The sequence below is a fragment of the Stenotrophomonas sp. 62841_Sma genome (genome assembly GCF_056482945.1).
In genome coordinates this window covers 2,182,214-2,200,245 of the sequence record NZ_CM151224.1, presented here as the reverse complement: position 1 = coordinate 2,200,245, position 18,032 = coordinate 2,182,214, and the positions used below count along the sequence as shown (strand labels likewise).

The following is an 18,032-nucleotide window of genomic DNA, read 5'->3' as shown; positions in this document are numbered from 1 at the left end:
TCACCCACCCGGTCGCGTCGATGCCGTCGAGTGCTGGGCGCAGATATCCATCAACTGCTGGTGGCCGCGCATCAGCGCATCCACGCAGCGTGGATCGAACAGGCGGCCACGCTGGGCATACAGATAGGCCAGTGTGGCTTCCATGGTCCATGCTTCCTTGTACGGACGGGGTGAGATGAGTGCGTCGAAGACGTCGGCCACGGCGACGATGCGCGCTTCCAGCGGAATCGCCTCACCGACCAGCCCATCCGGGTAGCCGCTGCCGTCGTAACGTTCGTGGTGGCGCAGCGCGATCAATGCGCCGACCTGGATGAAGCGGTTCTGGCTGCCACTGAGCAGCTCATGGCCGATGCGCGGGTGCCGCCGCATGATCGCCAGTTCTTCGTCGTTGAGCTTGCCCTGCTTGAGCAGCACTGCATCGGGAATGGCGATCTTGCCCATGTCATGCAGCGGCGCGGCCATCTCGATCAGGCGCACGTCATCTTCGGGCAGGCCGAGCTGCTCGGCGATCAGCCCTGCCACGCGCGCCATGCGTTCAAGGTAGGCACTGGTACCGGCATCACGGAACTCGATCGCCCGTGCCAACCGCGACAGGGTCTCGCGTTCGCGCTCCTCGACCTCGTGCATGCTGGCCAGCAAGCGCTGCTCCAGCGACAACGCGCGTTGCTTCACGTTCTCGGTCTGCTGGCGCAGTTGCAGCAGGTTGTAGCAGCGCGCACGCAGTTCGCGCGGACGGATCGGCTTGACCAGGAAGTCGATGACACCCGCTTCCAACGCGGCCTGCCGGATCGGCTCGTCACCGACGACGGTGATCAGGATCACCGGAATGTCGCGGTGCTTGGGCAGGCGACGGAAACGGCGGGCGAATTCCAGCCCGTCCATCTCCGGCATGCGGTAATCGAGCAGCAGCAGGTCGACCGGATGCGCCTCGCACCAGGCCAATGCGGTCAACGGATCACCGAAGTCATACACGCTCAGTTCCGGCGCGATATCTTCGATGACGTGACGCAGCATCGTCCGCGCGGACGTCTGGTCGTCAACAATGACGATGTTCAACGCGTACTCTGCCTGGCTTCTCGACCATGCTGGATCATCAGCAGGCGAGGATACCCTGCCGCTGCGAACGCTCGCACCCTGCATCGGCCTGACTCCCGTGTCATGCGTCCCGGTTCATGATCGTCATCACATTGTGAAGCGGACTCTCCACAATGCGCACTCCCCCTGGCGCCGATCAAGCCATAACAGACGTCAAGGTAGTGCATTAACGATACGCCGAGTGCGGGAGGCGTCAATCGCGCCGTCTCATTTCGCGACGGCGCGCACAAACAGGAGTCAAAAAGACGACTTACTGCTCCGGACGCATGTACGGGAACAGCAGCACGTCACGGATCGAGCTGCTGCCAGTCAGCAGCATCACCAGGCGATCGACGCCGATGCCGAGGCCGCCGGTCGGGGCCATGCCGTACTCCAGCGCACGGATGTAGTCGGCGTCGTAGTGCATGGCCTCGTCATCGCCGCCTTCCTTCGCGGCTACCTGGGCCTGGAAACGCTGGGCCTGGTCTTCCGGGTCGTTCAGCTCGGAGAAGCCATTGGCCAGCTCCTTGCCGTTGACGAACAGCTCGAAGCGGTCGGTGTAGCCCGGATCGTTGTCGTTGGCACGGGCCAGCGGCGAGACCTCCACCGGATGGTCGGTGATGAAGGTCGGCTGGATCAGGGTGTGCTCGACCGTGGCCTCGAAGATCTCCAGCAGCAGCTTGCCCCAGCCGTAGGACGGCTTGACGCGGATCTTCAAGCGCTCGCAATGGCGCAGCAGTGCATCGCGGTCGGTGCAGTCGGCAGCAGAGATTTCCGGGTTGTGGTGGCGCACAGCCTCGTCCATGCGCCAGCGGCGGAACGCCGGGCCCAGGTCGATCTTCGCGCCATCCCACTCCACCTCGGTGCCGCCATTGACCGTCCTGGCCACGTCACGGATCACGCCTTCGGTCAGGTCCATGATCTCGTTGTACGTGGCATAGGCCTCGTACAGCTCCATCATGGTGAATTCCGGGTTGTGGCGGGTGCTGACGCCTTCATTGCGGAAGTTGCGGTTGATCTCGTACACGCGCTCCAGGCCACCCACGGTCAGGCGCTTGAGGTACAGCTCCGGCGCCACGCGCAGGTACAGGTCCAGGTCCAGCGCATTGTGGTGGGTGGTGAACGGCTTGGCCGCCGCGCCGCCGGGGATGTAATGCATCATCGGCGTTTCGACTTCCAGGAAGTCGCGGTTGTCCAGCCACGCGCGCATCGCGCGGATGATCTTCGAGCGCTTGATGAACACCGCGCGCGACTCCGGGGTCACGATCAGGTCGACATAGCGCTGGCGGTAGCGCTGCTCGACGTCGGCCAGGCCATGCCACTTGTCCGGCAGCGGGCGCAGCGACTTGGTCAGCAGGCGGATCGATTCGGCCTTGACCGACAGCTCGCCGGTCTTGGTACGGGTCAGGCCGCCTTCGACGGCGATGATGTCGCCCACGTCCCAGCCCTTGAAGGCGGTGTAGGCATCGCCCAGCACCGTGCCCTGCAGGAACAGCTGGATGCGGCCGGACTCGTCCTGGATCTGCGCGAAACTGGCCTTGCCCATGATGCGCTTGGCCATCAGGCGGCCCGCCATCTTCACCTGGCGGCCGTTGCCTTCCAGGGCCTCAGCGGTCCACTGCTCGGCGTCGGCGAATTCTTCCTGCAGGCGGCCGGCGAAGTCCTCGCGACGGAAATCGTTCGGGTACGCGATGCCCTGCCCACGCAGCGTTTTGAGTTTCTCGCGGCGCTCGGCGATCAACTTGTTTTCGTCAACGGGGGGGGTATCGGTAGCTTCGCTCATGGATCTGCGGGAATCGTGTAGTGAGGGGGGATGTTGCGCCCGGCACAGCCGGTTGCCCAGCATACCAAAACCGCCCCGCCCCGGCCCCTGGCCGGGCCCCGGCCCGCTGCCCGGTTGCCGCCAACCTTGGTTGGCGGTCCGCGTGTCGACCAAGGTCGACACCTACCAGGCCCACTGCCCGCCGCCTGGTAGCCGCCAACCTTGGTTGGCGCTCCATCGTGTCGACCAAGGTCGACACCTACCAGGTCCGCTGCCCGCCGCCTGGTAGCCGCCAACCTTGGTTGGCGCTCCATCGTGTCGACCAAGGTCGACACCTACCAGGTCCGCTGCCCGCCGCTCTGGTAGCCGCCAACCTTGGTTGGCGGTCCGTGTGTCGACCAAGGTCGACACCTACCGGATTCCGGGGAACCGATGCCCCGGTAGGCGTCAACCGTTCCCGGGGAACGCCTGCCGCAGCTCGTCCACCAGCACCCGCTGGTTCTCCGAGTAGTCGATCGGCACCGATACCAGGTGCACCCCACCCCCGTTGAACGCCGCCTCCAGCGTGGGGATGAACTGCTCGATGGCCGTCACCTCATGCCCCTTGCAGCCATAGGCTTCCGCATACTTCACGAAATCCGGGTTACTGAACGTCATGCCGTAGTCGGTGAAGCCATCCACCGCCTGCTTCCAGCGGATCATCCCGTAGGCGCCGTCGTTGAGGATCAGCACCACCAGGTTCAGGCCCAGCCGCCGCGCGGTCTCCAGCTCCTGGCTGTTCATCATGAATCCGCCATCGCCGCACACCGCCAACACCCGCCGCTGCGGGTACAGGATCGAGGCCATGATCGCCGACGGCAGGCCCGCGCCCATCGTCGCCAGCGCGTTGTCCAGCAGCAGCGTATTGGCCACCTGGGTGCGGTAATTGCGCGCAAACCAGATCTTGTACATGCCGTTGTCCAGCGCCACGATGCCGTCCGGCGGCATCACCTGGCGCACGTCGTGCACCAGCCGCTGCGGGGTGAATCCAGCTTCCTCGGCACGGTCAGCCAAGTGTTCCAGAATGGTCGCGCGCAGTGGCAGCAGCGCGTCGGCGTTCGGCACTGCACCTTCGATACGGTCGGCCAGCTGGGTCAGCGAACGGCCGATGTCACCGATCACTTCCACCTGCGGGAAGTACACCTGCTCCACCGCCGCCTGCGAATAGCCGATATGGATCACGGTCGGCCCACCCGGGCGCATCACGAACGGCGGCTTCTCGGTGACCTCGTGGCCGATCGTCACGATCACGTCGGCCTGGTCGATCGCCATGTGCACGTAGTCGCGCTCGGTCAGCGCGGCGGTGCCCATGTACAGGCCCGAACCACCGGCCACCGCACCCTTGCCCATCTGCGTGGTGAAGAATGGAATACCCGCGCGCAGCACGAATGCCGACAACGCTTCGCTGGACTGCGGCCGCGACGCCGCCGAGGCGATCATCAGCAGCGGGCGCCTGGCGTTGCGGATGATCTCCGCCGCGCGGTCCAGTGCTTCCGGACTGGCAATGGGACGATCCACCGCGTGCGGCGGAATCAGCGCTACGTCCCCGACCTCATCGGCCGCGATGTCTTCGGGCAGCTCCAGCAGCACCGGGCCCGGGCGCTCTTCCAGCGCGGTACGGAACGCCTCGCGGACGATGGTCGGAATGGTGCGCGCCGACACGATCTGCCGCGCCTGCTTGGTCAGCGGCTTCATCGTGCTGACGATGTCGACGATCTGGAAACGCGCCTGCTTGCTGGCGACGATGCCCTTCTGGCCAGTGATCATGATCACTGGCCACGCGCCAAGCAGCGCGTAGGCGGCACCGGTGGTGAAGTTGAGCGCGCCCGGGCCAAGCGTGGCCAGGCACACGCCCGGCTTGCCGGTCAGGCGGCCATAGGTGGCCGCCATGAACACGGCCGCCTGTTCGTGGCGGGTGATGACCAGCTCGATGCTGGAATGGCGCAGCGACTCGACCACGTCGAGATTCTCTTCGCCGGGAATACCGAAAATACGCTCGACGCCTTCGTTCTCAAGCGCGGCGACGAGCAGATCTGAACCCTTGGACATTGGAATGCCGTCCTTTTCGCTGGACTGATGATGGATCGTTGCAGGAAGGATGGAAGCTGCGCGTCAACGCTTGTCGAACCACACCGTCTGCGCGTTGACGAATTCGCGGATGCCGAAGTGCGAGAGCTCGCGGCCGAAGCCGCTCTTCTTCACGCCGCCGATCGGCACGCGCGGGTCAGAGGCGGAGAAACCGTTGACGAACACGCCGCCGGTCTGCAGCCGGCGCGCCAACTGCATGGCCCGTGCGCGGTCGCCGGTCCACAGGTTGCCGCTGAGGCCGAACTCGCTCTGGTTGGCCAGTTCCACCGCATGATCGGCATCACGGGCGCGGCTGATCGAGGCAACCGGACCGAAGGTCTCGGTATCGAAAGCCTGCATGCCCGGCTCCACGTCGGCCAGCACGGTGGGGGCGTAGAACGCGCCCGGGCGATCCAGCTGATGGCCGCCGACCAGCAGCTTCGCGCCCGCGTCCACCGAGGCCCGTACCTGCGCATCCAGCTGTTCCAGCAGGTCCTGGCGTGCCATCGGGCCGATACGGTTGCCGGCTTCACGGCCGTCGCCGATGGTCAGCGCCTGCACCTTCTGGCAGAACTGCGCCACGAAGCGGTCGTACACCGCGTCTTCAACGATGATGCGCTTGCCGGCGATGCAGACCTGCCCGGTGTTCTGGAAGCGCGAGGCCACCGCCGCATCGACGGCCGCATCGAGGTCGGCGTCGGCCAGCACGATGAACGGATCCGAGCCGCCCAGTTCCAGCACCACCTTTTTCAGCGCCTGCCCGGCCTGGGCGGCAATGCTGCGGCCGGCGGCCACGCTGCCGGTCAGGGTGACGGCGGCGATGCGGTCATCGGCGATCGCACGGCTGGTGCCCTCGCGGCTGATGTTGGCGGCGATGAAGGTGCCTTCCGGCAGGCCTGCGTCGCGCCAGGCGGCGTCAAGCAGCTGCGCGGTACCGACGATGTTCTCGGCCGGCTTCAGCAGGAAGCCGTTGCCGCCCATCAGGATCGGTACCGCCGCGCGCATCACCTGCCAGTACGGGAAGTTCCACGGCATGATGCCCAGCACCACGCCCAGCGGCAGGTAGGACACGTAGGCCTTGTCGTCGGGCACCTGGGTCGGTTCGTCGCGCAGGAACTGCGCACCGTGGTCGGCGTACCAGTCGCACAGCACGGCACACTTCTCGATCTCGGCCAGCGATTCGGCCTGCACCTTGCCCATCTCGGCGGTGGCCAGCGCGGCCAGCTTTTCACGGTCACGGCGCAGTACCACCGCCATCGCACGCAGTACGTCTGCACGCTGTTCAAGGCTCCTGGCGCTCCAGGCCGCAAAGCCAACCTGGCCGCGATCCAGGATTGTTTCCAGTTCGGCGTCGGTGGCGAAGGGATGGCTGGCGATCTGCTGGCCGGTGGCCGGATCGCGGGAAATGGCGGTGCTGGGGGCAGCGGACATGCAGGTCTCCTGGTGTCTCGACAACGGGCGGCGGCCCGTCTCCTGCACAGGAATGTGGACCCGATGGACGGGCACAACAAGGCGTCTGCTTATCCTGTGACCTGCACTTACCTGCCTGAATGGGGTTATCGGCAGGGCTGCGCCCTGGGTACGCGCCATCGCATGCGCGCTGCCGCTCCCACGCTTCGCTACGCGAACCGCGGGCCCCACTTACCAGCTCCCAGACCCCCGCCGCTTCGCGGCCGCCCCCTGACTCAGGGGGCTCTGCCCCAGACGCAAGTCGGTCGCCACAGTAGATCCACGTCATTCGTGGCTGAATCTCTTTCGGAATCAAATATCTCCAATTGAGATCGAAAACCATCCACGCATGGCGTGGATCTACCAGATCACGAGAAACTGTCAAAGGCGGGGCGGTGTCGGAGTGCGGGGTGTCAGCCGCATGGGCCCGAGGCATGCCTCGGGCGGGTTGGGCAGGACGCCCAACCCCGGTCTTGCCGTGTGCGCAGGACTGCGCACGCGAGCAAGCGGCTGCCAAGCCTACACGGACGTACTTGCGGCATCCCCGCACTCCGACACCGCCCCGCCAACCCACGGATAGCTCGCTGTTGCTGTTGCCGTTGCTTCGGCTTGAAGCAGGTGCAGGGCTGCAAGCCCTGCCGAACAACCCCCTACCTACGCGGCAGGTAGGTAACCAGTGACAGGTCGTGCCGACTCTCCGGCACCAGCGCCACGTACTGCAGGTCCAGCAACCCGCGCGTGGGGTGGTTCAGCTTCTTCGCACCTTCGTCGAACCGGCGCACGTCGTGCTCGGGCCACCACTGACGGAACTCCTCGCTGTGCGCGGCGATGTCCTCGGCCAGCGCCAGGAACGGGGCCTTGTCCGGCGCCTGCGCCATCGCCGCGCGGAAGCCGGCCAGCAGGCCGCGGGTCATTTCTTCCCAGTTGAGGATCAGCGTGCGGTACGGCGGGTACAGGAACATCAGCCGCAGCGTGTTGCGCTCATGCGGCGCCAGCTGGCTGTAATCCACGAACAGCTCGGCGATGGCCGGGTTCCACGCCAGGATGTCGTAACGGGTATTGCGCACGTAAGCCGGGATCGGCTGCATCGCTTCGACCAGCTGGCGCAGGCCATCGGTCACCGTTTCGTCGGGAGATTCCAGTGGCACGCCGTAGCCGGACAGCGCGAACGCATAGGCGCGTTCGTCGTCGCTCATGCGCAGCACCTGTGCGAGCCGCTCCAGCACTTCAGGCGAGGCGCGCACTTCACGGCCCTGCTCGATCCAGGTGTACCAGCTGACGCTGACGCCGATCGCCAGTGCGACTTCCTCGCGCTTCAGGCCCGGAGTACGCCGGCGCCCGGCCGGGAGGCCGAGCGTGGCAGGATCGACACGTGCCCGGCAGGCCTTGAGGAAGCCGCCGAGTTCCTTGCGTTCACTTTCGCTGCGCATCATCGCCACCGCCATACCCGTTGTAGCGTCGAGCCATGCTCGACGCATCTGCCACCGCGCGAACAGCAACCGAGCATGGCTATGCCCGGTCGTCCTGACCGGCACCCTGCGGGCCGTCGCGAGCGACGTTGGCAGCGGCTCCTGCCGCTGCCTTCGGCTCTACAAAAAACCGGTTCAACCACCCTCGGCGTTGCGCACGAGAGTGACGATATCCGCGCAGGCGCGTCGATCAGGCATCGACGCGCTTGGAGCCCACGGCCAGGCCGGCCTTCAGGCTGGCTTCGACGAACTCGTCCAGGTCGCCGTCCAGCACCTTCTGCGTATCCGAACGCTCGATGCCGGTACGCAGGTCCTTGATACGGCTCTGGTCGAGCACGTAGTTGCGGATCTGGCTGCCCCAGCCGATGTCGGACTTGGTGGCTTCCACGGCGTCCTTCTCGGCGTTGCGCTTCTGGATCTCCAGCTCGTACAGCTTGGCGGCCAGCATCTTCATCGCGTTGTCGCGGTTCTGGTGCTGGCTGCGGCCGGTCTGGCAGGCCACGACGATGTTGGTCGGGATGTGGGTGATTCGCACCGCCGACTCGGTCTTGTTCACGTGCTGGCCACCGGCACCGGACGAGCGGTACACGTCGGTCCGCAGGTCGGCCGGGTTGATGGTGATGTCGATGTTGTCATCGATTTCAGGCGACACAAACACCGAGGTGAAGCTGGTGTGGCGGCGGTTGTCCGAGTCGAACGGCGACTTGCGCACCAGGCGGTGCACGCCGGTCTCGGTCTTCAGCCAGCCGTAGGCATAGTCGCCTTCCACGCGCAGCGTGGCCGACTTGATGCCGGCGACGTCGCCACCGGAGACTTCCATCAGCTCGGTCTTCCAGCCGCGCGATTCACACCAGCGCAGGTACATGCGCAGCAGGATCTCGGCCCAGTCCTGGGCTTCGGTGCCACCGGCACCGGCCTGGATGTCGACGAACGCGGCAGCATTGTCCATCTCGCCGGAGAACATGCGCTGGAACTCCAGCTTCTCGACGTGCGACTGGTGCTTGTCCAGGTCAGCGACCACGGCCAGTGCGGTGTCCTCGTCCTGCTCGGACTCGGCCAGCTCAAGCAGTTCGGTGGCATCAGCCAGGCCGTCCAGCACCGAGGCGATGCCGCCCACGGTCTTTTCCAGGCTGGAACGCTCGCGGCCCAGGTTCTGGGCGTATTCGGCGTTGTTCCAGACGTCGGGGCTTTCCAGCTCCCGCGTTACTTCTTCAAGACGCTCTTTCTTGGCGTCGTAGTCAAAGATACCCCCGAAGCGACAGCACGCGATCGGTCAGATCGGTGATGCGCTGGCGGACAGGATTCAGTTCGATCATGTCGGCGGTTATGCATTCAAAAGATGACTGGTAATGATACCGCAGGCCGGGGATGCCCGGAATGAGGGCCTCACCCTGCCCCCAGCGCCTGCCGCAGCAGCGGTAGCTGGCGCCGGCTGCAGGGCACCTTCGCCCCGTCGGCCATGTGCAGCAGGGCCTCGCCGCCGTCCAGCGGCTCGATCGAGCGCAGCTGGCCCCGATGGATCAGCCAGCTGCGGTGCGGACGCAGGAACTCGCCCGGGTCCAGCCGCTGTTCCAGTACCGCCATGGTGATCCGCAGCGGGTAGTCGTGGCCGCGTACCCGCAGGTTCACGTAGTTCCCCGCCGCCTGGGCGTACTCCACGTCGGCGGTGGCGACCAGGAACTCCTTGCCCAGCTTGCGCACCAGGAAGTGCTGGGGGCGCTCGACCGGCTCCACCGGCGGGCCGACATCGGGCTCGGCCAGCAGGTGCGCTTCACCCTGCCGCTGGCGGCCGAACCAGGCCACGGCGTGCACGGCAATCACCAGCAGGCTGTAGGTCTGCACGTCCTTGAAGAACTCGTAGAACCACTGCGCCGGCCAGGCGCCATAGGTGTAGTGCTGGCCAATCAGGGCGAAGGCCAGCTTGCGCATCAGCACCATGGCACTGACATGCAACAGCCACCAGGCAACGCCACCCAGCACGTAGAAGCCGATCCGGCGCCGCCAGGTGTCTGCATGCAACGGCCAGCGGTGAGCGGCGGCATGCAGAAGTGCCAGCAGGCCCAGGCTGGCAAGCGCACTGCTGAACTCCTCGATCGAGACAGTCCCTGCGGAAAAGGGCTGCGCGTCGCGCAATGCCCGCATCCACTGCGCCAGCACATTGCCTGCGGCGGTGCCCAGGAACAGCAACGACCAGAATGCGACGGCAAGCCCGGGGCGACGCGTTCGTTCTGCAACTGGGGCGGTCAGCGCCGCCGAATCTCCATTCTCCATGCCTCCATTGTTGCCCATCCGGCTCCATGCGCATCAGCCATTGGTCCCAGCCATCCCACCACTGGCCCCTGAACGTCCGCCATCGCGCCCCATCCACTGGCATCCGGGCCTTGGCTGGCAGAGCGTGCAGCTTCCTCCCGAAGCCCGCCGCTCATGCACCGTCGCCACGACTTGGACACCCTGCGCATCGCCGCCTTCGCCCTGCTGATCCTCTACCACGCCGCCATGGCCTACGTGGCCGGCTGGGACTTTCACCTCAAGAGCACCTACACCTCCGAATGGCTGCAGTGGCCGATGATCGCGCTGAATCGATGGCGCATGCCGCTGCTGTTCGCCATCAGCGGTATCGCGCTGGGCCTGTCCCTGCCCGACCGGGGCCGGTTGCAGCACACCCTCCGCCGTGGCTGGCGCCTGCTTCTGCCATTGCTGTTCGGCATCGTCGCCGTCGTGTCCCTGCAGGCCTACTACGAAGCGCTGGACAAGGGCGACGTGGCACCGGGGCTGGCCCGGTTCCTGTGGCGCTACTGGCAGTTCCAGCCGTGGCCGGGCGCGCATTTCAGTGGTGCCGCCTACGGCTTCACCTGGAACCACCTGTGGTATCTGGCCTACCTGCTGCCTTACACCGTACTGGCGGTGGTACTGGCCAGCCTGCTGCGTCCACTGCGCAAGCTGCTGCCAGGCTGGCAGCCGAGCGACCGCCTGCTGGGCGCCTCACTGCTGGTAGTGCCAGTGGCCTGGCTGGCCTGGTCCCTGCTGGTACTGATGCCGCGTTGGCCACCCACCCACGCCCTGCTGGACGACGTTTATGTACATGCCGAGTCGCTGCCGCTGTTCCTCGGCGGCTTCCTGGCGGCGCGCTGGCAGCGCGGCTGGGATCTGCTGGTGCGCGGGCGCCGCGTGACCCTGGCCCTGGCGGTGCTGGGGCTCTGCCTGGAGCTGGGCATCCGCGCACTGGCCCGCCTGCCCCATGTGGGCGATCTGGATGCATGGGTGCTGGCACTGCCGTGGGCCCAGACCGAACGCGTCGGCCGCGCGTTGTATACGTGGTGCATGCTGCTGACCCTGTTCGGCTGGGCGCGGGTGCTGCTGTTCCGCCCGTGGCCAGGCCTGGGCTATTGCCGGGAAGCGGTGTTCAGCTGGTACAGCCTGCACCAGACCGTGCTGATCGTCTTGTTGTACGCGCTGCGACCGTTGCAGCTTGGCCCGTGGCTGGAACCCGCCCTGCTGGTGGCCGGCACCATTGGCGGCTGCCTGCTGATCCACGAACTGCTGATCCGCCGCGTGCGCTGGCTGCGCCCGCTGTTCGGCCTGCGCAACGACGCGTCATCGCTGCCCGTGGCACGTGTTGCGCCGGTGTAGAGCCGAGTCCACACTCGGCTGCTTTGGCGCGGTTCACCCTGGCCCGCTTACCAACGGATGATGAGGACAACGGATGTTCCAGACGCAATGGCACCTGTGGTTGCAGCACACTTTCGACACCGGCTGGTTCCTGTCGGTGATGCAGTTCATCAGCCTGCTCGGTTACGAGATGGCCTATACCGCGCTGATCCTGGTGTGCGCGTTCGGTGCGCGCCTGCGCGCCGGCCTCTGCGTGATGCTGGCGGTGCTGCTGATGGCCTGCGCCACCCATGCGATCAAACAGAGCGCCGCCCTGCCCCGTCCCTCCGACGTGGATGCAGCGGTACTGGACAAGGGCGAGCCTTCGCACCCGTTCGTGGTGGATGGTGGCGGCCACACGTTCTGGTCGCTGCCCGATGCGAAGGCCACGGCGATGCTGCGGGCCCAGCCGCACGCCGACTATGGCTTCAACAGCGGCCACGTGGGCATCACCACTGCAGCGGGTGTTGCCCTGCTGCTGGCGTTCGGCATCCGCCGCCGTTGGCTGCGCTGGACGCTGGTGCTGGGCTGGCCCCTGCTGATGGCGATCTCGCGCATGTATCTGGGCCGGCACTTCCTGGCCGATGTGCTGGCCGGGTGGCTGATCGGCCTCGGGGTGGCCGTGCTGGCGTGGCAGTTGATGCCGGGACTGCGTGGAGAGAGGCGCTGGCAGCTGCCGGTGCTGCTGGGCCTGGGCGTGATGCTGGCATGGGCTTCGCTGTGGACGCCCCTGGTGCCGCTGGGCGAAGCTTCGCGCCTGTTAGCGTTGGCGCTGCTGGTGGCGTGGCTGCAGTGGCGCGGCTGGCCGGCAGACCCGCAGGGTATCGTGCAGCGGGTGCTGCGCGTGTTGGCCGTGGTGGTGGTCTACCTGTTGGCGCGACCGGTCATTGGTTGGCTCGCAGACGTCATTCCGCTGCCGGATGTTCCGATGACCGGGTTGCTGTGGCATACCGTCGGCACGCTGCTGATCCTCGGTGGCGGCGTGGCAGTGGCGCGATTGATTCCGCGCAGGGGCACTGAGGCCTGACATTTGCAACTATTCGCATTGAATATTCCATAGCGCCTTGCCAGCTTAGGAGGTCGCCTTCCCGACGGAAGGCTCCTTTGCCTGGAGGCCTGCAATGGATCAATCCGACATCAATCTGCTGGTAGACTTTGTTGACTCAGAAGAAGCCGCGCTTGCTGAGGAACATCAAGGCGACATCTACCCGAGTTATCACTACCAACTCGGAGCACTTGCACCGAAAGCAGGTCGCCACCTGTCCGGGGAAATGCTGCAGCGCTTCTACTTCCACTGGCTGCGTGTTGGAGACTGGAAGGTCGCCGGACTCCCTGAGAGAGACTTTCCCACCCTTGTTGCAGCCTATCTGGAACTCACAAAGCTTCCGGTGGGCTACGACACGCGCCCACCCAGCCGAACCCTCGAGCACCTGTTCTGCTTCGGCTTCAATGAACATGGCGAGCTGCCAAGTGGCACGGTTGCAAACGCAGCCGATCTGAAACAGCGCGCCCGCCTGGTGGAGCATTGCAGGAAATACCAGTCGTTCCAAACCCAGCGAGAGAAGGTCGAAAAATTCCTTCCATTCCGTTCCTCTGCCCCCATCATTCTCGAAGCCAGCCGATTCCTGCAACACGATATCGGGGGCGTGGGGTCAATCCTCTATTGGGGCATGGCACTCATCGTGCAGCTCAATGAGGACACGCGTATCCAGATGGCACATGACCTGATGCTCAGGAACTCGCCGGGAGACGAAGATCAAAACCATGTGCTCTCCGTGCTTTACCTGACCGCCGAGGCCGCTCGACCATTCTGCGCGGAGAACAACGAGTACGCCGCGCTTTGTGAGCATCTCGCGCAACTGCATGACACGCGGATCATGGCGGGGGACGCTGTCCAGCTGCTGCAGCGCCAAGGCTGGCACGTGCAGAACATCCGAGACTGGAGCGCCAGAATCACCCTCTGTCAGGATGGCGAGTACAGCAGCGAGAGCGGGCATCCTCGGATCAGCCTGACTCTCAACAGTTGGCCTGACAGCCCTTGGTCAATCAACCTGACATCTGGTAATGGCTCCTACGTCGCCTACCAGGACGAACCAACCAGCAATGACTTCAGTTTGCCGCCAATCATTGGCGCCAAGCTTGATCATTTTCCCGAATGGGTCAAGCAGATAAACGCACGACTAGGAATCAATCTGGTTCCAGGCACTGGCTCAGCTGCATCTGCCTACAAGAATCGTACGTTGGCTAGACAACTCGACGCATGGATGCGCGGGAAATAGCAGCAGGATTGCGTCGTATAGAGCCGAGCATGGGCTCGGCTCTACATCGAGGCAGTCGAGCAAGCTCGACTCTACATATGCCTGGGGTCGGTCATTTCACCTCGAACTCACCCACCAGCACCGTCTCGGCACGATCCTTCAGTCGCATCGTGACCATCTGGTCCTTCTGCTTCGGCGTGCCCCAGTGCGTGGTCAGGCGCAGCATCAGGGTCGTCGCACCGGTCACCAGCTGCTGGCGGCTGCCGAAGTAATTGGCCTCCACCTTGTACTTGCCGGGCTTGGCATTGCGCAGCGAGAACTGCTCGGGGCCATAGCCGCCGGTGAAGTCCTGCGACATCTGCCCGCCTTGGTAGGTCAGGCGGTTGCCGTAGTACGCGCGCTCGCCGTTCGGGTCGGTCACCCACAGGTCCATGTCGCTGTTGTCGGCATCCCACGACAGCACCACGCGCAGGTCCAGCGGCATCGCCTGCAGCAGGCGCGGGTCGATGCTGCGGGTATCCAGCCGTGGCGTGCTGCGTGCCACCAAGTTGTTCAGCTCATCCAGCGCGATCAGGGCGATGCCGTCGAAGCGGTTGTCCCACGGCCGCACCACCACCTGATACAGCGGCGCCAACGCCTGCTGCGGCTTGCCGGCAGCCGCCAGTGCCAGGCCAAGATCGCGGAAGCTCTGCGGTTCCTCCTGGCCCATCGCCAGCACCTGCTCGAACACCGGCACCGCCAGCGCGGGGGCATCCGCCTGCATCAACCGGTAGCCGAGCACACGCAGCAGGTGGCGGTTGTCCAGGTCCATCTCGGCCAGGTTCGACAGCACGCGCAGTGCAAGTTCGCGCTGGCCCTGCTCCAGCAACAGATCGGCCACATCGAGGAAGAACGCGCTGCTGTCGGCATGTGCATCGCGCTCGGCCAGGTAGCGGTCATAGAGTTGCGACGCCGGGCCTTGGCGCAGGCGTTGGGCGATGGCCGAGTCCGGCTGCCAGGCGGCAAGCTGGATGCCGAGCTCGCCCTCGTTGGCGGCAGCGGGCGCAGCGACACGACCACCAGTGACCGTGATTGAATCCAGGGCCTTGTTCGATGTGGACGCTGAGCGACGTGCACGCGCGCTGCTGGCTTCCATGCGTTGCTCGGCGGCAGCCATCGGTGCCGGCGCGGGCGGTGCCGCGGGGGCCGGCGCAGCGAGCATCGCCACCGGCGCCGAGTCCATCGCGTAGTCCGCGGATGCAACTTCCAGCGCCCCGCCCTTCAACTGCGGAGGCGCTCCCTTCGGCCAGCTTCGGTTCCACCACTGCTGGCGCTCCTTCCAAACTGCGGCAACCTGGTCCAGGCGCTGGTGATCGGCAGCGGCGCGATCGCTCACCTGCCGTGCGAAGCGGGCATCGTACTCGGCGCGCAGCTTGCCCGAAGGGCGGATCGCATAGCGCAGGTAGTCCTCCAGGGTCTCCAGCACGATCAGCGAGGTGTCCGGTCCGACCAGGCCGAACTGCTGCGACAGCAGTTGCATTGCCTCGCGGTTGCCTCGGCGGTCGGCGCCGAGTTGCTGCAGACGGGCCTGCGCCCACAAGCCGGCCAGCAGTTCACCGTCGTCACTCTTCTGCGTTGCCGGCAGCGCCTGCCATTCACCGCCGCCCACGCGCACCCGCATCGGCACGCCGTCCGCCGCAAGGCGGGCATGCAGCCATAGCCAGCCTTCGGCCTCGCTGCGACGATCGATCACAACATCCTGTACGCCACGGCCCGCATCGACCTGCACGTCCAACGGCGACGACAGCAGTTCGCGAGCGGCCGCATCAACATCCTTGCCCAGCGCGACAAAGCGACCGCCATGCGCTTCGCTCCAGCCGCGCAGGCGCACTGCATCGGTTCGCGCACCAGCACTGCTGACCGCGAACAGGCGCTGCTGCGGTGCGAGTGCTGGCAATGCTTCCGGTCCATAGGTCAGCAGGCCATCGCTGACCAGCAGGTATTCCTTCACGCTCGGTTGCGGCTGCCACTGCGCCAGCGCGCTGGCACCGTCGGGACGTACGGCCTGGAGTGCTGCACGCAGCTCGCTCCAGTTGCCTGCACGGACACGGAAGCGACGCATCGGTTCGGCACGGTCACGCAGCACGGTCAACGCCACGGTGCCGTCACCCATCGCTGCGAAGTAGCGATCCAGCAGCGCGAACTCACGTGTGCGGTCGCGCTGACCCGAGGATCCGGAGCCGTCCCACAGCAGGCCGATCTCGCTGGGAAGTGTGCGCGGCGTGCGACTGACTGCCACCGGCAGCTGCGCCAACAGGTAGTGCCCGTCCTGCCAGGGCGCCACTTGGACCTGCGCCTGACGTGCCGCCGGCAGGCTCCACTGCAGCTGCGTCGGCAACTGCGCGCCCTTGCCCTGCCAGTGCAGCTGGCCCGCATTGATGCGGAATGGGGCCGAACCTGCGGTGGCCGCTTCCGGCGCCTGCAGCTTCAGCTCAACCGATGCAGCGCCAGCGGCGAACTGCAGCGGCAGCGTCCACTGCCAGCCCTGGCCAGCGAAGGCCAGCGGTTCGCGAATCACCAGCTGCACGCGTCGGCTGCCACCGGCCGGCAGCGGATAGATACGCAGGCGGAACTGGTTGCCGGCAGTCTGTTCCAGCAGGCCCGGGTCCACACCACGGCGGGCGATTTCCTCGAACACCTGGCGGCCACGGTCCTTGGGCACCGGCACGGCGTCACGCAGTTCACCGTTGATGTCCAGCGCGAAGCCGCTGATCTGCTGGCCATCGGCCAACGGGAACTGCAGCTCGCCCTCCAGCACGCGTCGGTTCGGGTTGTGGAATTCGAGGGTGATCCTGGTCTGGGCGATGCCGGCCTGGACCTCGCCTTCGATGCGGGCACGCTGCAGCTGCACCGGCTGTTCGGCGGCGGGCGCGATCAACAGCGGGGTGGTGGCTTGCGGCCTGGCAATACGTGGCGACTGAGCGCCGACAGGCCCAGCCGCGAGGGCCAGCAACAACACAGCGCAGCAACGGACGAAGACCATGACAGGGCTCCAGTGGGATCGTGGACATTTGAACGCACGGACAGCCGGAATGGGGTTGGACCGTGCTCGGCTTTTCTTTGCCCCCATCCACAGGCACCATGCCCCACGCTCCCACACGCGCAAGGATGCCGATGCGATTGCCCCTGCTGGCCACTCTGTTGGCACTGGCCTGCCCCCTGACGGCCCTTGCTGCGGCTCCGGCCAAAAGCCTGTATTTCCAGCACCACGACTGGGTCGTGGCCTGTGACAACACCTTGACCTGCCGCGCCGCCGGCTACGCCACCGACGATGACAGCACCCTGAGTGTGCTGCTCACCCGCAAGAGCGGCCCGGATCAGGCCATCCAGGGCCGCCTGACGCTGCAGCCGGAAGAAGGCCAGACCCAGCCCAAGGGCGCACTGCATCTGCGCATCCAGCAGCAGGATCTGGGCGTTCTCGCAACCGCAAAGGGCGAAGGCACGCACAGCTTGAATGCCGCTCAGACCAGCGCACTGTTGTCCGCACTGGTACGCGATGGAGGAATCAGCGTGACCGATGGCGCTGGCCATCGCTGGCCGCTGTCGGACAAGGGTGCCGCAGCGGTACTGCTGAAGATCGATGAGTACCAGGGCCGCCTCCGCACGCCCGGCGCCGTGATGCGCAAGGGCAGCACGCCTGAATCCAGCGTCCCCGCCGCACTGCCGGTGCCGGTTGTGCGCAAGGCCGCCACCCTGGACTCGACTCCGGACGACCCGGCGTTCGCGCGGCTGGCCGCCTCACCCGCCCTGCGCGCGGCACTGCGTGCCACGCTGGAGGGCGACAGCTGCGAAGGCCTGCAGGAAACTGATGCCGACGTTCCGCTCAGCAACTCCCCGCTGCAGGTCCGGCGCCTGGACGCGCAGCATGTGCTGATCACGGTCCCGTGTTGGCGCGGGGCCTACAACATCGGCGATGGCTATTGGGTCGCGCGCCCGCAGGCGCCGTTCCAGGTGCAATGGGTGACCAGCGATGCGATCGACTACGCCGACGGCCAGATCATTGCCGCGCAGAAGGGCCGCGGCCTCGCTGACTGCATGTCGCACGCAGCCTGGACGTGGGACGGGACGAACTTCATCGCGACGTCCGAGGTGGCACCGGGTCTATGCCGGGGCGTGCCCGGTGGCACCTGGGAACTGCCGATGCTGGTCAGCGAGGTCCGCTGACGCCACAGAAAAAGGGGACGGAGGGGATTAAGTCGCAAGTGGCAAACAAGGCACAAGCGACTT

At 65.9% G+C, this 18,032-nt stretch carries 12 protein-coding genes; 4 read left to right on the top strand and 8 right to left on the bottom strand.

Going from position 1 to position 18,032, the window contains the following annotated elements:
- The 7 genes from rpfG to ACZK5G_RS10255 form a co-directional block, all read right to left on the bottom strand.
- A complete protein-coding gene (gene rpfG, locus ACZK5G_RS10285; RefSeq protein ID WP_478466289.1) occupies positions 1–1,140 on the bottom strand; it encodes a cyclic di-GMP phosphodiesterase response regulator RpfG in 1,140 nt (379 codons plus the stop codon).
- 205 nt (positions 1,141–1,345) lie between these two features.
- Positions 1,346–2,857, bottom strand: a complete 1,512-nt coding sequence (lysS, locus tag ACZK5G_RS10280) for a lysine--tRNA ligase (RefSeq protein ID WP_049424637.1) — start codon at positions 2,855–2,857, stop codon at positions 1,346–1,348.
- 426 nt (positions 2,858–3,283) lie between these two features.
- Positions 3,284–4,924 (bottom strand): acetolactate synthase large subunit, encoded by a 1,641-nt coding sequence (locus ACZK5G_RS10275; protein ID WP_478466288.1) that lies wholly within the window; start codon positions 4,922–4,924, stop codon positions 3,284–3,286.
- Between the two features lie 63 nt (positions 4,925–4,987).
- On the bottom strand, positions 4,988–6,373 hold the full coding sequence (locus ACZK5G_RS10270) for an NAD-dependent succinate-semialdehyde dehydrogenase (RefSeq protein WP_478466287.1): 1,386 nt from the start codon (positions 6,371–6,373) through the stop codon (positions 4,988–4,990).
- Positions 6,374–7,041: 668 nt separating this feature from the next.
- Positions 7,042–7,824 (bottom strand): helix-turn-helix transcriptional regulator, encoded by a 783-nt coding sequence (locus tag ACZK5G_RS10265; RefSeq protein ID WP_032128808.1) that lies wholly within the window; start codon positions 7,822–7,824, stop codon positions 7,042–7,044.
- Between the two features lie 226 nt (positions 7,825–8,050).
- A protein-coding gene (gene prfB, locus ACZK5G_RS10260) for a peptide chain release factor 2 (RefSeq protein WP_097048047.1) occupies positions 8,051–9,176 on the bottom strand; the annotation gives its coding sequence in 2 pieces (ribosomal slippage) (positions 8,051–9,100 and positions 9,102–9,176; 1,125 coding nt in all).
- Positions 9,177–9,246: 70 nt separating this feature from the next.
- The gene (locus ACZK5G_RS10255; RefSeq protein WP_478466285.1) at positions 9,247–10,131 is read right to left on the bottom strand and encodes a LytTR family DNA-binding domain-containing protein; all 885 of its coding nucleotides are present in this window, start codon (positions 10,129–10,131) and stop codon (positions 9,247–9,249) included.
- A 153-nt stretch (positions 10,132–10,284) separates the two neighbouring features.
- On the opposite strand from ACZK5G_RS10255, the gene ACZK5G_RS10250 reads away from it, so the two are divergent.
- The 3 genes from ACZK5G_RS10250 (at position 10,285) to ACZK5G_RS10240 (ending at position 13,787) form a co-directional block, all read left to right on the top strand.
- Positions 10,285–11,490, top strand: coding sequence for an acyltransferase family protein (locus ACZK5G_RS10250; protein ID WP_478466283.1), 1,206 nt, complete (start codon positions 10,285–10,287; stop codon positions 11,488–11,490).
- A gap of 73 nt (positions 11,491–11,563) precedes the next feature.
- On the top strand, positions 11,564–12,535 hold the full coding sequence (locus ACZK5G_RS10245) for a phosphatase PAP2 family protein (RefSeq protein ID WP_032128805.1): 972 nt from the start codon (positions 11,564–11,566) through the stop codon (positions 12,533–12,535).
- Between the two features lie 94 nt (positions 12,536–12,629).
- A complete protein-coding gene (locus ACZK5G_RS10240; protein WP_478466282.1) occupies positions 12,630–13,787 on the top strand; it encodes a hypothetical protein in 1,158 nt (385 codons plus the stop codon).
- A 91-nt stretch (positions 13,788–13,878) separates the two neighbouring features.
- Here the strand turns inward: ACZK5G_RS10240 and ACZK5G_RS10235 are convergent, their stop codons facing one another.
- Complete coding sequence (locus ACZK5G_RS10235; RefSeq protein ID WP_478466281.1) at positions 13,879–16,788, bottom strand: VIT domain-containing protein; 2,910 nt, start codon at positions 16,786–16,788, stop codon at positions 13,879–13,881.
- Positions 16,789–16,919: 131 nt separating this feature from the next.
- Between ACZK5G_RS10235 and ACZK5G_RS10230 the strand changes: the two genes are divergently transcribed.
- The gene (locus ACZK5G_RS10230; protein ID WP_478466280.1) at positions 16,920–17,969 is read left to right on the top strand and encodes a DUF1176 domain-containing protein; all 1,050 of its coding nucleotides are present in this window, start codon (positions 16,920–16,922) and stop codon (positions 17,967–17,969) included.
- Positions 17,970–18,032: the final 63 nt, after the last annotated feature.